Source organism: Longimicrobium sp. (assembly GCF_036399935.1).
GTDB lineage: Bacteria > Gemmatimonadota > Gemmatimonadetes > Longimicrobiales > Longimicrobiaceae > Longimicrobium.
On sequence record NZ_DASWMD010000075.1, the window covers coordinates 149,658 to 163,807 of the forward strand.

Here is a 14,150-nt window from a genome sequence, read left to right on the forward strand (position 1 = left end):
TTCCGTCAGAGACGCGGGTCACCGCGCGGTGCTGGTGGCGGCGGCGGCGGGCGCTGGCCGCCCGGCGGCGGGGTCTGCGGGCCCATGCCGCGCTGCAGCGTGTGGGCGATCTGCTCCATCTTCTGCACCCGGTTGTTCAGCCGCCCCACCAGGATGCGGGTGGCGCGCAGGTCGTGGTTGCTCTCGATGAGCATCAGCCCCATGTCGGCCGCGCCCCAGAGCAGGCCGGCGAACACGATCAGCCGGGTGGCCTCGATCAGCAGCCGCGGGATGGCGGCGTTGCCCTGCTGCACCAGGCCGATGACGACCTCCGCCGCCAGCAGCAGGATCAGCAGCAGCGCCAGGATCTTGAACATCCGCGCGATGTACCGGAGCCCGGCATGCGGCTCCAGGTCTTCATCGCGCACGTCCATCTGAGGCGTGCGCGCGCCCTCGTCTTCATCGCGCGCATCGCGCCGCTCCGTGTGGAGTCCCGCGTTACGTCCGTCGTCCACCACCGTTGGCTCCTGAGGTCACGAGGATCCGGGCGCCGGTCGCCCGTTCACCAGCGGGCGCGATAGCCCCGCGTGTCGATGTGCACCATGCCCTGGTGCCCCCCGGTGGGCGGATAGTAGTGCATCCCTCCCACCAGGTTGGGGTACTTGCGCTCCACCCGGTCGACGGCCTGCCCGATCACCCGTGCGTCGGCCAGGTTGATGCGGCCGTCGCCGTTCAGGTCGTCCATGATGCCGTTTTCGTCGTTGTCGATGGCGATGTCCATGGCGTCGCCGTACATGTGGCGCGAAAGCTTGCCGCGCCCCGCCGTGTTGCCGCCGCCCGCGTTGTACGCCGGCGTGCGGAAGCCGCTGACGGCGAAGATGTTCTTCACCGGGTGCCCCATGCTTTCCAGCTCCTGCACCACCAGCTCGATCTTGTCGAGGATGGGCGGCTGCACCACCACGTACTTGGGCCACACCCCTTCCTGGCCCTTGGTGATGAAGTCCTTGAGCTGGATGTGCTCCGAAAGCCAGGTTTCCTTGTTCGCCTGCGTCACCTCGATCATCCCCGCCGGCGGGCGGTAGATGGGGTTGGTGGCGCCCCCCTGCTCGTTGGGCCAGTTGCCGATGCGGTAGTTGCCGATGCGCCCGCCCTGCTTGCGCGACAGGGGCACCAGCGTGATGACGCTCACGGTGGAAGCGGGGCGGATGGCGTCGCGCACCCGCAGCGCCAGGTTCCAGATGCCGGACTCGCCGGGCGCCTGGCTGGCCGGCACCTCCGACGCGGCGCCCGTTCCTCCCGCGCCGTCGGTGGGACGAAGCACGATCTGGGCGCCTTCCGGAAGGGTGTCGGCCCCGGGCACCTGCAGCGTTTCGCCGGGGGCCAGGATCTCCACCTTCACCGCGCCGCTCAGGCCGCCCACCTGTTCCTGGAAGTCCGCCTCGAAGGAGCGGACGAACTCGTCCACCAGGAACGCGGGCTCGGGCGCGGCATCCGAGGCCAGCGGGCTCCGCAGGATCTGCGAGGTGATGCTGGCCACCGCGGGCTGGTTCAGGTCTAGGTCCGCGCGCGGCGCAAAGCCGATGGTGTACACCCACCCGGTCAGGAACAGCCCCACCAGCAGCGTGGCGACGCGGTTGAAGAGCCGCTCCTGCTGTGGCTTGAGGCCGGACCGCTCCCACCGGGAGTGAGGCTCCGTCCAGAGCGGAAACAGGTAGTCGTCGCGTGCGTATTCCATAGACGTTGCGAGTCCTTCATCATCCGTGCCGGGGCGGTGCCCGGTGTTTGCAGGCAGCCAGTCGCAATCTCCCGGCCAGTGCGGGGAGGGTGGGGAGTGCGTTAGTGCGTTAGTGCGGGAGTGCGGGAGTGCGGGAGTGCGGGAGTGCGGGAGTGCGGGTCGGCAGCCGGGGCGGGCGCGGTCTGTCATCCAGAGGCGCGAGCGCACCGAACCCGCCCGCACGCCAAACCGTGCGCGCCGTGGGATCTAACTTCGGACGCATCTCAGCCTGGGCGCGGCAGCGGCACGGAGCCTTGGGCCTCGGGTGCCCCTCCCCCGGCCCCTCCCCGCACAAACTGCGTGCGGAGAGGGGAGAACTTCGATCGTGGTGGGGCCGGCTCGGGCGCATGCGACGCGCGCGCCGCATCCCCAGCCCTTCCCCCGCACACCCGCACGAGCTCCGGTGCGTTTGGAGAGAGGCCGGCGCATGCCGCGGCTGCCCTCTCCCCCGGCCCCTCTCCCGCAAGCGGGAGAGGGGAGAATTCGATTGCGTCTCGCCTGGCCCATGTTCGGAAGTATGGTGTGTATCCCCTCTCCCACGCTGTTTGTGGGAGAGGGTGGCACGCGTGTCAGCGCGGCCGGGTGAGGGCCGCACGGCAGCCGAGGCCTCGGCTACGGAGACCGCTGCCGCGCCCAAGCTTGTACGCGCCCCGGGCTAGATCCTTCGGCCCGCGACGCGTGTACTGCGGGCCAGCACGGTGCGCCCGGGCCTCAGGATGACAGCCGCTGCCGAGCCGGCCCCGTACGTTTCTCGCGACGCAAGTCTCGTATGATTCTCGCGAGGCAGGTGCGGCGTGATGTCGTGAGACCGATCCTTGGGAGGAATGCGATGCTGGGCAGGTTTTCGATCCTGGTTTCGGCCGTGGTGCTGAGCGCGTGCGCTACCCGGCAGGCGACGGAAGGCACCGCGGGCGGCCAGGCGCACGTGGATGCCATGGCGCGCGAGCACGCCGGGCACACGCCCGTGGCCAACGAGGCCACCATGGACCCGCGGACCCCCGTGGTGGCGCAGGAGGTGGAGTACTCGGTGGATGGCACGCGCGTCCGCGGCTACGAGGCGCGACCCGCCGGCGCCGCGGCGAACGCGTCCCTGCCGTCCGTCGTCGTCATCCACGAGTGGTGGGGGCTGAACGACAACGTCCGCATGATGGCGCGGCGGCTGGCGGGCGAGGGCTATCGCGTGTTCGCCGTCGACATGTACGAGGGGCAGGTGGCGCAGTCGCCGGAGCAGGCGCGCACGCTGACGCAGGGGGTGATGCAGAACCCCGCGCGCGGTATCGCCCACCTGGCGGGCGCCGTCCGCTCGCTCGAGGAGCGCACCGGGGCGCAGCGCATCGGCATCATGGGGTGGTGCTTCGGCGGGGCGTGGGCACTGCAGGGCGCGCTGAACCTGCCCGACAAGTTCGACGCGGCCGTGATGTACTACGGCCGCATGGTGACCGACCGCGAGCAGCTGGACCGCCTGCGCGCACCCCTCCTGGGCCTGTTCGGCGAGGCGGACCAGGGCATTCCCGTGGCCCAGGTGCGGCAGATGGAGGCGACGCTGCGCGACCTGGGCAAGGACGCCATCATCCAGATCTATCCCGGCGCCGGCCATGCTTTCGCCAACCCGTCGGGCCAGTCCTACAAGGCCGACGTGGCCGGCGATGCCTGGGTGCGGACCACGGCCCACTTCGGCCGCCACCTGCGATAGCCGGACGCGCGCCACATGACCACGCGCGCCATCGTCAACGCGCTGGCGCGCCGCGTTGTTCCCGCCGCCGACAGCCCAGACACTGATCGCCCTGCGGCCCCGTCCATGCGTAACCCGCGCCCGGAGCCACCTTTACGGAGGGACGCAGGGGCGATGCGGCTGAACGAGCTTGCCCGGCAGTACGAGGCGCAGCGGTACCCGCCCATGCGCCGGCTGGACCTTCAGAACGAGGGCCCCGAGACGGCGCGGCAGCGGGCGCTGCGCTGGATCCAGAGCCACGCCCACGAGCAGCCTGGCGCCGACCTGCTGCTGATCGTGGAGCGCGCCCGCCGCGTGGGCGGGCGAAAGGGCCCCATCCGCGCCGCGATGGAAAAGCTGCTCGATGAGCTGAAGGGCGGCCTGATCGAGTGGTGGCAGCCGTTCGCCGAGGGAAGCCTGGCCGTGCGCGTGTCGTCGGACCCGCGCCGGTGGCAGCCGCGCCCGCCCAAGCCGGACGACCCCACGGACGGCCGCAGCGACGAGACGGCCGGCCGCGCGTACCTGGATCCCGAATCCGACATCCCCGACGACCTGATCGTCCTGGCCCGGCGCGCCGCCGAGCTGCGCCGCACCCGCGAGGGACAGGCCGTGGGGCTGAGCGACGTGGTCCTCCGCGAGATCTGGATCGAGGCGCAGGCCGCCGCCATGATGGAGCGCATCAGCTGGGAGGCCGCCCTGCGCGACATCGCCCGGCGCGAAGAAAAGCGCATGCTCCAGTCGTACGAGGAGTAGCGCGCCGACACCGATCCGTTTCCCGGGCTGGACAAACGGCCCGGCATCTCGCCTTTTGTCCGCCGTCGCCCCTTTCGTCACCCTGGCCCTGATCCGCCCGTGAGCATCAATCTTCCTCCTCCGCCTCCCTCGTCCACGTCTCGCAGCGGGTGCCTGAAGTTCGCGGGCATCGGGTGCGGCGCGCTGGTGGTGCTGGTGGTCCTCGGGATGGTGGCTTCGTTCTTCTGGCTGAACGGCAACAAGGAAGAGCTGAGCGCCGGGGTGCACAAGGGCAAAGCCGAGGGACAGCGATTCGGCCCCGGCACCGACGAGGCCGGGTGCGAGACGGAAGCCAAGCGGCGCGCCGGCGAGGCCCGCTCGTTCGGCGGGCAGATGGAGATCGGGGCCTTTTTCCGCGCCTGCCTGGAATCCAGCCGCGAATCGCCGGGCTACTGCGACAACGTGCCGCCGCCGACCGCCATCCGCCGCTCGGTCACGTGGCAGACGGCCCGCTGCAGCGGCGACACGAACTGCGGACTCGTGGTGCCGGTGATCCAGACGTACTGCACCGACGGGCGCCCCAAGCTCCCGGGCCTGCGCGACACCACCCGCGCGACGGCGCCGCCCGCGGACTCGGCCGGGACCGATTCCGCCGGGTACTGAGCGGGCGTCAGGGGAACAGGGGGCCCAGCTCCCGGTCGGTGTGCGTCGTTCCGTCGTAGGCATAGCCCAGCGCGACCGCTTCCCGCACCAGGCTGGCGGCACCGGCGCCGTCGCCGAGCGTGCTGGCGATGCGCGCGCGCCACAGGAGCACGAGGACGGTGCGTGGCCCCGCGGCCAGTGCCCGATCGGCCGCGACCGCGGCGGGGCGGTCGCCGCCGCGGGCGGAAAGCACGCCCAGCGCCCCCACGCACCCTCGGCAGCGGGGGCGCTCCTCCGCCCACTGGCCGAGCACGCGCCGCGCCTCCGCGTCCATTCCCGCCGCGTATAGCGTCGTTGCGAGCACTGCGCGTGAGCTGGCATCCTCGGGGTTTCGAGCGAAGCGAGCGCGTGCGAGATCGACCGCCCGGGTGAACGACACCCGCGCCGCAGAGGCGTGGCCGTGCGCCTGCAGCTCGTACGCGCCGTGAAGGGTGGCCGCCAGAGGCTCCCACCCCCCGCTGGCGGGGATCACGGCATAGGCCTCCATCCGGCGCAGCACCTCGCCCGTGCGGCCCAGCGCGGCGAGCGCGCGCAGCTCGTAGTCGCGAAGCACTCCCAGGTGGGGGTACAGCGTCAGCCCGCGCCGGATGTGCGCGAGCTCGTCGGCGTGGCGGCCGAGCATGTGGAGCGCATCGGCGCGGGTTGCCCAATACGAGGCCCATCCCCGGCTGAACCCGCGCTCCGGGTGGATCACCTCGAGGTGGCGCAGCGCGTCTGCCGGCCGGTTGTAGCGGACCGCCTCGAGCGCCGCTTGAAAGTGCCCCATCTCCAGCTCCGGCGCGCTGGCCGTGAGCTCCTCCATCGCGGCGAGGGCGCCCGCGCGGTCGCCCGACACCGAGCGCTGCAGCCACAGGAGCAGCAGCCGGTCCGCGGGCGCCAGCGTGGACTGCCGCGCCGCGAGCCGGCGTGCCACCGTGTCTGCCGCCGCCGTGCGGCCCTGTTCGGCGTCGATTGCGGCGCCCATCAGCCACGCCAGCGTGAACCCGGTGTCTGCCCTGGCCGCGTCGCGAAAGGCTGCCGCGGCGGCGTCGGCCCGCTCGTCGCGCAACGCGCGCAGCCCCTCCACGAACAGGCGGTGTCCCGGGGACCCCGTTGGCCGGCTTGTGGAGCCTACCCAGCCGAACGCGGGATCGGCGTGGCTGGCGACGGCGGCGAGCACGCGATCGGTGAGGGCGGCGGCGGCCGCCGTGTCACTCGGGAGGAGCACCGCGGACAGCGACGCCACCTCCCGTTCCGCGACTTCATCCGACACGACCACGCGCACTTCTACCGCATCGCCGCGAGGGTAGAGTGCGCCGGTCACCACGGTTCCCGCCCCCGCGGCGATGCGGCCCACCGCGCCCGGCGAGGCGACCTCCATCCCGGAGGCGGCCAGGGCCGCCCGGACCCGCTCCGTCGTCTCCCGGGCGAGGGCGGCGCTCGCGGCTGCGCCGTCGCCCGCACGGAACGCCAGCACGGCCACGCGGTCGCGCCGCGGCTGGGTGCCGTGCGCCCTAGGTGCGGCGGCGATTACCCCGCCGACCACCATCAGGCACGCCGCGACGACCCACCGCAGCCGCTGGCGCGGGGCGGCTCGCCCCACATCCGGACGGAAGCCAGTCGGCGCCGGGCCGGGCGCAGGCGATGCGATGGCGACGGGTTGCGCCGGCGCCACGAGGGGTGCCGCGGAGCCCGCGTGTGGCTCGGCAGAGCGCGCCGCCCGTGCCAGGGCGGCGGCCTCGCTGCCGGGCTCCACTCCCAGTTCGCGGCGCAACTGCGCGGAGAATTGTTCGAACAGCTCCAGCGCCGCGCCGCGCAGGCCGCACTCCACGAGGAGCTTCATCGCCCAGCAAACCGACGTTTCGTCGAGCGGATCCACCGCGCACGTCCAGCGCGCCCAGCGTGCGGCCGCGGCCGGGTCGCCCGCCTCGCGCGCGGCGAGCGCCAGCGCCCTTCCCGCGGCGCATGCGGCGGCGCGCAGCCGCATGCGCTCGCGCGCCAGCCAGTCTTCCCAGTCGCCCGCCCCCGCGGCGTGCAGCCCAGGCAGCAGGTCGCCCGCGTACGCCTCCGCGACCTCGGCCGCGTCTCCGCGCGCGGCCGCGGCGTCCACCAGGTGTGCGTCGCAGGAAAGGTGCGCGGGGTCTATGCCCACCTCGTGCATCCCACGCGTCACGATCACTCCGTCGCCGCACGCGGAGCGAAGCTGGTGCAGCGCCTGGCGCAGCGCGTTGCGGGCACGCTCCTGCGGCAGCTCCGGCCAGAACATCGCGAGCAGGGTGTCGCGCCGGTGCAGTCCCCGCGGGCGCGCCAGTGCCAGGTACGCAAGCAGCGCAACGCGCTTGGGCTGCGGAACCGGCACGGGCACCCCGTCGCGCTCCACGCAGATGGTGCCCAGTGTGGTGAGTTTGAGCATTGGTCGGCGGGCGGGGAAACGGGTCGGCGCCGGGCCTGGCCTGGGAGCAGGATGCAGCGGCAAGGCAAAATGGTTGGCGTGCAGCACAATGATAACGCTGGCTGCACTCGATGGTAACGGGCAGGGGTTTTCTTGGTGGCGCGGCCCGGGGAGCGAACCCCCCGGTGCAACGCGACACCGAACCCGCCACACCCGAGTGCCATGGCCAAGCGTAACTCTCGCCACCCGTTCCCCCGCCGCACGGCGGCCGCCGTCGTGCTCGCCGCCGCCGTGCTCGCCGTCTCGGCGGCGGGGTGCACCCTTGCCCGCACCGTGCGCTACGGCCAGCCGGACGCGCGCGACCTGTCGATGTTCGCGCACCGCGCAATGCGGGCCTCCGCCACGCCCTTCCGCTTCTGGAAGGCGGAACGGCAGCGCACCGACGTGGATACGGTGAGCGTCCGCGACCCGCGCACCGGCCGGCTGGTTCCGCTTTCCCAGCACCTGGTGGATGTGCGCGCCCATGCGTTCCTGGTGATCCGCAACGACACCATCGTGTACGAGCGCTACGCCTTTGGGCACGACTCGGCGAAGACGTCCAGCTCCTTCTCCATGGCCAAGTCCGCCACCTCCGCGCTGGTGGGCATCGCCCTGGCGAGGGGGGAGATCCGCGCGCTCGACGATTCGGTGGGCGTGTACGTGCCTGAGCTCCGCGGGCGAGCGTACGGCGGCGTAACCATCCGCCAACTGCTGCAGATGAGCTCCGGCACCGCGTGGGGCGACGCGCGGGGCAACTTCCTGCAGCAGGCGACTTCCACCGAGGCGCGCACCTACTACACGCCGGACCTTCGCGGGCTGCTGCGGAGCGTGGGCAGGGAGGAGCCGGCGGGAACGCGCTGGCGCTACAAGGACACCGATACCGAGGTGCTGGGATGGGTTCTGGCGAGCGCCACCGGGCGTACCGTGGCCGAGTACATGGAGGAGGTGCTGTGGAAGCCCATCGGCGCCGAGCACGACGCCTCCTGGAGCCTCGACCACCGCGGCGGACAGGAGAAGACGTCCACCGGATGGAACGCGTCGGCGCGTGACTTCGCCAAGTTCGGCAGGCTCTTCCTGGAGGGAGGACGCTGGAACGGGCGGCAGATCGTCCCCGCCGAATGGGTAGCCGCATCGGTGGGCTACGATCCCACGCGCTCCGCTCCCGAAGTGGTGACGTGGTGGGGAATGCAGCACACGCTGTACTGGTGGCATCCCATGGTGGCGCCACAGGGCGACTTCTACGCCGACGGCTCGCTGGGCCAGCGCATCTACGTTCAGCCGTCCACGCGCACCATCATCGTTCAACTCGCCAACTCCAACGAGCAGGACTTCCCCTTCCGGAAGATTGCCGCGGCCGTGAACGGCACGACGTGGAAGTATCCGCGGGGCATTCCGGGGCTGGTGCTGCAGGCGCACGCCGCCGGGGGAATGGATTCCGCGCGCGCCACGTACCGCTCGTCGACAGCCGAGATGGCCGCTCGCCCCGAGGCGTTCACACTGTGGCCGCAGTCGCTGCGCGCGCTCGCGGAGAAGCTGGCGGGCGACGGCCTCGCCGCCGACGCGGCCGAGGTACTAGGCTGGTGCAGGGAGCGGTTCCCCTCCGACCCGTCGTGCGCCAAGCCGCTCCCGGAGCCGCGGCGCAGCCGGTGACACGGGCTGGCCGGCCATCGCGCGGGCCAACCGTAACTGAAAGCGGCGTGGCTCCTTCGAGCAACGCCGCTGCTGTACGTCAACCTGCGTTCTCCCGGGTGCGTGACGACGACGCGGAGGGCGCTGGCGTCAGGGGCGCGCGGCGGCTCCGCGGCTGTGGGTGCCCAGCCGCAGGTCGCGCAGCTCGCCGGCAAAGCGGTCGAAGGCGGCGGCGAAGCTCTGGTCGCGGATGGAGGTGAGGGCGGGGGTGCCGGTGAAGTTCTCGATCGCGCGCTTGAGCGAGCTGTTGTCGCGGTATCCGCAGACGTGCGCCACGTTGATCACCGTCCGCTCCGCTTCTTCCAGCAGCGACAGCGCCAGCAGCACGCGCACCCACGCCAGAAGCCGCCGCGGCGGGGGCAGGTTCAGCTCCCGGCTCTTGATGGCCACCGTGCGCACGTAGACGCCGAAGATTCCCGCGAACCTCGGGCGCCCGCCCCGATCTACCACCGTTTCCGCCGCCGCGCGCAGAAGCGTGCGTGCTTCTTCCGGCACCAACACCGGCAGTCCCGCCTCCAGGCGCCGCTTGAGCGGACGGGCGTGCGCGCGGCGCAGCGTGGGGACCATTCCCGCCAGCACCGGCAGCATATCCAGGTTCACGATTTCCGCGATGCCGGCCGCCAGCAGCGCGCCCACCTGCGCGGCGCCCGCCTGGCGGAAGCTCACGGCCGCGATCACCGGCACGGACGGCGTCCTGCGCATCAGCCCGCGCATCTCCTCCGCGTCCCCGCCGGCTTCCACCCGCACCACGGCCACGCTGGAAGGCGCCGCGGTCCGCACGCGCTCCGCCAGCTCCGCCCAGCCCTCGGCCGCCTGCACCGCGTATCCATCCACGGCCTCCGGCGCCCCGGGAAAGTCCGATGCCAGCACGAGCAGCGTGCGCTGGGGGTGAGCCTGCCTCGATGCTTGTTTTGATGGGAGCGTCACATCCACGAGGGTCCTAGTTGGCGGCGTTTCCTCCGGTGGGCGCCTGCACCACCAGGATGTACTTCGCAGCAAGTTCCGCGGCACGGGTGCGCACCGCGGGCCGGTTGCGCGCCGCGACGGCGGCAGCCTCGTGGTACTCCAGCTTGCCGAGCGCGGATTCCGCGTTCTGGAGCGTATCCCGCTCGCCCAGTTCCTCCGCCGCTTCCTTTGCAATCACAAGAGCATGGATCGCGTGGTCGCGAAATCCAAGGCCAATCGCGCCCAACCCGAGTTCCAGCGCGGCATCCGCACGCAGGTGGTCCACCGTGTTCCCGTCGATCAGGGCCCACGATTCAGTCCATGCACTCTGAAACGTCTCGGCATCGCCCGCCGCGCCGGCCGCACGCCCGATCATCGCGTATACGCGCAAGCGCCGATCATCATCCGTGAATTGGTCGCGGAGTTGGTTGAGCACCTCGAGCGCCCGGGCGAACTGGCCCTGGTGAGTGGCAAGGAGCGCCAAGTCGAAGGTCAGAGCCGTGATGTTCGGGTGATCCGGACCGTACGCCGCGAAAGCCTGCTCCGCGTAGCGTTCGGCTTCTTTCCATTCCCCGGAGTAGATGCAGACCAGGAACAGGTCGTGAAGCACCTTCGCGTGCCGCTCACGAAGCCGCCGCGCCTTCGCGATACGCCCTGCCTGGAGGAGCAGTTCCCGTGCGGCCTCCAGGTCGCCCATCCACATCCTGATGTTGCCCAGGCTGTTGATTGCCAAGGACTGCATCTCCCAATCTCCCGTCCACACGGCCACCCGCTTCGCCCGCCGCAGCCACGTCTCGGCCCGGGCGAAGTCGTGGCGTTCGCGATGCGCCTTGCCGCAGATCCAGGCCAGGCGTGCGTTGCTGGGCCACACCACGGCCGCGGCCTCGGCGAAGAGCAGCGCCGTGCCGTGCGCATCGGCGCCGAGGGCCCAGTCCATCACCGCGAGGCAGGCGTGCGAAAGGCGCTCCGGCTCCAGCATCGCGGGACGCGTCAACTCGCCGGCGATCACCGCGACGGGAGCCCACAATGCTTCGTCGACACCCTTCGTCTGCAGAACCTCGAGCTCCCACTCCGTCAGGTTCATCGTGTCGAACTCGATTCCCGACGCCTCCGGGCCCGCGGCCCAGGCCATCGTCATCCGTAGCGCCTGAAAGACCTGGAGCGCAAAGGTGTGAGGAACCTCCTGAACGATTACCGTACCGAAAACGGTCCCGTCGGGAACGGCGATCGGGTAGGCGAACTCGATGGGGGAGGAGGGCAGCTCGGCGCGGCTGCGGTGTCGGACGGGGGACATGGGAGGCGCGGCGCGGGGTACACGTCGCGGCCCAACACAGGCGCGACAATAGGCGCCTATTGTAGAGGCCGCGCCCCGTGTGCGTCTACGGCCTGAAATGTGGTTGATAACGATGCTGCTCGCTTGGGACAGACCGGGAAGCATCGGTCGACAGACTGTGCAATAACCCGCGACTTCTGTCCGAAGCTTTTCACAAGAAGCGCGCTGTTCATCATTGGTGGGGGGCGCTCTCGTTTTCGCGTTGGCCCGGGGACTCTGCGACTGCGCTCGCGCTCATACATCAAAGCCATCGCGACACCCCGCCATGCCTCGAACACGTCCCGCGGCGGGACTGGCTGAAGCTGTAGGTGCCGTCGCGGCACCGGGCCGATGCGCCGGCGGGCGGACCGCTCGGGCTGCTGCAGGGCGAGGGCACCCACCGTCCACGCGAGTTCACGTATCCCCCCGAGCCGCAATCCGAGTTGGAGCGCGCGGACGGACGGTTACGCGAGACGTTCGGGGTGGAACGGGCGGAGGGGCGCGTCTGCGAGAGGTAGCGCCGGGCCGCGTAGCCGCTGCGGCCGCGGTACTCCACCTGGCACCATCGGTCCGCGCAGCGTGCGACGGCGACGGTGGCCCCGCGCGGCATGGTGAGCAGGGGCGCGGCATCGGTCGACGCCTGGGCGCGCAGCCGCAGCGTGGTGGTGGTGTAGCGGGTGCCCGACTGGCTGGCGAGTGGAGCGGCGAAGCTGAGGACGAGGGCCAGGACGGCCCACAGCCGTGCCACGGCCTGGGAGGGGGTGCGCATGAAGGGGTCTCGCGATCAAAGGTGGAGCACATCAAAGGGCGGAGCGCTTATCCCGGCAAGATATTGTGGGATTCCGTGCGGGTCAATCCGCTTCACTTGCCCCAATCAGCGGCAGGCCATGGCGCGGAACCACGCCGTCCGAGTAGCTTCGGGACGAACACGATTGCACTCGCCCCTCGCCACAGGATACGAAGAAATGGGACTGCTCAGCGGAGTGCTCGGCAACGCCTCGGAGATCGAGGCAGGCAAGGCGCAGGCAGATTTCGCGCAGCTGCTCATTCCCGGGGAGCGCGTGGAAAAGGCGTATCAGCTGATCCGCGACTCGTTCGTGTTCACGGACAAGCGCCTGATCCTGACGGACGTGCAGGGGATGACGGGCTCCAAGACCGAGTACCACTCCATCCCCTACCGGGCGATCACCCACTTCAGCATCGAAACGTCCGGCACCTTCGACCTCGACGCCGAGCTCAAGATCTTCATCACGGGCGGAGCCCACATCGCCAAGCGCTTCAACAAGAAGCTGAGCATCTACGAGCTGCAGACCGTGCTCGCCTCCTACGTCCTCCGGTAGCGGCACACAATGAAAGCCACCATCCACGGCCGGGTGCCGGGCGCCCGGCTGCGCGACATGGTGCCGCCGGCCTACCGCGACGCCGTAGTAAAGGACACGCGGCCCGACGGGGAATACTCGCTGCTCCTGTTCGACCACGCGGAGCGCGACGTGGTGCCCTCGCCGCCCGTCCGCAAGGCGCTGCGCCGGCTGGAAAACCCGGCGCCGGACGGCATCCTGGCGGTGGGCACGGTGTTCACACGGGAGGCGCTGGCGCTGCTGGACGAGGCCGGCGCGCGCCCGGTGGTCTTCCGGACCGCGCTGTGGACGGACGAGTCTGCCCGGGCGCGCCAGCTCTGAGGGGTGGATGAGCGCGCGGCGCGGGATCGGTGGAGTGGCCGTCGCCGCTGTGCTCGCCGTGCACGCGGAGAACATCGTCAGGCCCAGGCCGGGGGGGGCTGGGGGGTGGACCGGTGGTGGCGGCGGGTGTCACGGTGCGGAGGAATCGTGCGTTTACGGGACGGAACCACCCACGATCTCCCGATGATTTCGAGGACCTGATCATGAACCGCAAGCTCGCCGTCTACGTCGCACTTCTCGCCCTGCCGCTCGCCGCCTGCGAAGAGCCGGACGGCGGCCCCTCGTACCTGCGCGCCTCGCTGAGCGGCGCCGTCGCCGAAGAGTACCGCGGAAACGCCGAGTGGCACGTGGGCGGCCCCGGCCCGGGCCAGCAGTCGTTCCAGATGGTTTCGGTCGGGATGGCTACGGACAGCGACGCCGACCAGTTCGCAATGACGCGGTGGGACGGCGGCCGTATGACCGAGGGGCGCTACCCCGTGGCCCTGGTAGACCTGGGCGACCAGCATGACTACCGCTTCATCAAGGGGCTCACCATCCAGTACTTCCGCCAGGTGAACGGGCGGATGGAGCAGTTCGTGGCCGACAGCGGCTTCGTGGAGATTACACGCTCGGATGAAAACGAAGTCTCGGGCACGTTCACCATCACCGCCTTTCGGTACTGCATGAGGCAGGAGCGCACCCACGACGAGGCGCCGGAGTGCGCCCGGCGTTGGCAGGACGTCGAGGGCACGCCCCGCATCACCGTGACCGGCACGTTCATGTCGACGAAGTTCAACCCGCCCCCGACCGAGGTAAGCTGACCCGGTCCATGGGCGTGGCCCGATAGGACGAACGACGAACCGGCGCCGCGGGACACGATCCCCGCGGCGCCATTGTCATCAGCCCTGGCCCCCCAACTCCTCCCGCTTCAGCAGCATATCGATGAAGCCGTCGGGGCTGGTGCCGGGCGGCAGCCAGGTGATGTCGCGAAAGCCGTTCTCGGGAGTGATGATGGACTCCTCCTCGGGAATGGCGCCGCCGCGAACCTGGTCGATGCCGCCATTGGACCAGGTCTGCTCGTCGAGCTTCTGGTCTCGGCGGTTGATGGGCTCCACGCAGAACACGCGGCCCGACCTGTGGTCTCGGATGAAGTACCGTCCGGTGCTGCTCATGGGTTCTCCTGGGTGCTGATTGCCGTTGGGTGGACGATGTCGTCTCCGCCGGCGCGGCACCCCGGA

General features: G+C 70.8%; 14 protein-coding genes. 7 read left to right on the forward strand and 7 right to left on the reverse strand.

Annotated features, from left to right (window positions below):
- Window positions 1-5 precede the first annotated feature (5 nt).
- The gene (locus tag VGB24_RS23090; RefSeq protein WP_331075283.1) at window positions 6-494 is read right to left on the reverse strand and encodes a hypothetical protein; all 489 of its coding nucleotides are present in this window, start codon (window positions 492-494) and stop codon (window positions 6-8) included.
- A gap of 47 nt (window positions 495-541) precedes the next feature.
- Window positions 542-1,714 (reverse strand): hypothetical protein, encoded by a 1,173-nt coding sequence (locus VGB24_RS23095; RefSeq protein ID WP_331075284.1) that lies wholly within the window; start codon window positions 1,712-1,714, stop codon window positions 542-544.
- An 868-nt stretch (window positions 1,715-2,582) separates the two neighbouring features.
- On the opposite strand from VGB24_RS23095, the gene VGB24_RS23100 reads away from it, so the two are divergent.
- From VGB24_RS23100 to VGB24_RS23110, 3 genes are all read left to right on the forward strand, one after another.
- On the forward strand, window positions 2,583-3,446 hold the full coding sequence (locus VGB24_RS23100; RefSeq protein WP_331075285.1) for a dienelactone hydrolase family protein: 864 nt from the start codon (window positions 2,583-2,585) through the stop codon (window positions 3,444-3,446).
- 153 nt (window positions 3,447-3,599) lie between these two features.
- Window positions 3,600-4,217, forward strand: a complete 618-nt coding sequence (locus VGB24_RS23105) for a hypothetical protein (protein ID WP_331075286.1) — start codon at window positions 3,600-3,602, stop codon at window positions 4,215-4,217.
- Window positions 4,218-4,316: 99 nt separating this feature from the next.
- A complete protein-coding gene (locus VGB24_RS23110) occupies window positions 4,317-4,859 on the forward strand; it encodes a hypothetical protein (protein WP_331075287.1) in 543 nt (180 codons plus the stop codon).
- A 7-nt stretch (window positions 4,860-4,866) separates the two neighbouring features.
- On the opposite strand, the gene VGB24_RS23115 is transcribed toward VGB24_RS23110, so the two are convergent.
- Window positions 4,867-7,290, reverse strand: coding sequence for a BTAD domain-containing putative transcriptional regulator (locus tag VGB24_RS23115; RefSeq protein ID WP_331075288.1), 2,424 nt, complete (start codon window positions 7,288-7,290; stop codon window positions 4,867-4,869).
- 201 nt (window positions 7,291-7,491) lie between these two features.
- On the opposite strand from VGB24_RS23115, the gene VGB24_RS23120 reads away from it, so the two are divergent.
- Window positions 7,492-8,958: a serine hydrolase gene (locus VGB24_RS23120; RefSeq protein WP_331075289.1), complete on the forward strand. Its 1,467-nt coding sequence runs from the start codon at window positions 7,492-7,494 to the stop codon at window positions 8,956-8,958.
- 129 nt (window positions 8,959-9,087) lie between these two features.
- Here VGB24_RS23120 and VGB24_RS23125 read toward each other — a convergent pair whose 3' ends face one another.
- The 3 genes from VGB24_RS23125 to VGB24_RS23135 all read right to left on the reverse strand — a co-directional run bounded on the left by VGB24_RS23125 (window position 9,088) and on the right by VGB24_RS23135 (window position 12,023).
- A complete protein-coding gene (locus VGB24_RS23125) occupies window positions 9,088-9,867 on the reverse strand; it encodes a hypothetical protein (RefSeq protein ID WP_331075290.1) in 780 nt (259 codons plus the stop codon).
- Between the two features lie 70 nt (window positions 9,868-9,937).
- Window positions 9,938-11,236, reverse strand: a complete 1,299-nt coding sequence (locus VGB24_RS23130) for a tetratricopeptide repeat protein (protein WP_331075291.1) — start codon at window positions 11,234-11,236, stop codon at window positions 9,938-9,940.
- A gap of 280 nt (window positions 11,237-11,516) precedes the next feature.
- Complete coding sequence (locus VGB24_RS23135; RefSeq protein ID WP_331075292.1) at window positions 11,517-12,023, reverse strand: DUF3761 domain-containing protein; 507 nt, start codon at window positions 12,021-12,023, stop codon at window positions 11,517-11,519.
- A gap of 196 nt (window positions 12,024-12,219) precedes the next feature.
- Here VGB24_RS23135 and VGB24_RS23140 point away from each other — a divergent pair, with 196 nt between their 5' ends.
- The 3 genes from VGB24_RS23140 to VGB24_RS23150 all read left to right on the forward strand — a co-directional run bounded on the left by VGB24_RS23140 (window position 12,220) and on the right by VGB24_RS23150 (window position 13,733).
- On the forward strand, window positions 12,220-12,594 hold the full coding sequence (locus VGB24_RS23140) for a PH domain-containing protein (RefSeq protein ID WP_331075293.1): 375 nt from the start codon (window positions 12,220-12,222) through the stop codon (window positions 12,592-12,594).
- Between the two features lie 9 nt (window positions 12,595-12,603).
- A complete protein-coding gene (locus VGB24_RS23145) occupies window positions 12,604-12,933 on the forward strand; it encodes a hypothetical protein (protein WP_331075294.1) in 330 nt (109 codons plus the stop codon).
- A 203-nt stretch (window positions 12,934-13,136) separates the two neighbouring features.
- Window positions 13,137-13,733, forward strand: coding sequence for a hypothetical protein (locus VGB24_RS23150; protein WP_331075295.1), 597 nt, complete (start codon window positions 13,137-13,139; stop codon window positions 13,731-13,733).
- A 78-nt stretch (window positions 13,734-13,811) separates the two neighbouring features.
- On the opposite strand, the gene VGB24_RS23155 is transcribed toward VGB24_RS23150, so the two are convergent.
- Window positions 13,812-14,084: a hypothetical protein gene (locus VGB24_RS23155; RefSeq protein ID WP_331075296.1), complete on the reverse strand. Its 273-nt coding sequence runs from the start codon at window positions 14,082-14,084 to the stop codon at window positions 13,812-13,814.
- Between the last annotated feature and the right edge of the window lie 66 nt (window positions 14,085-14,150).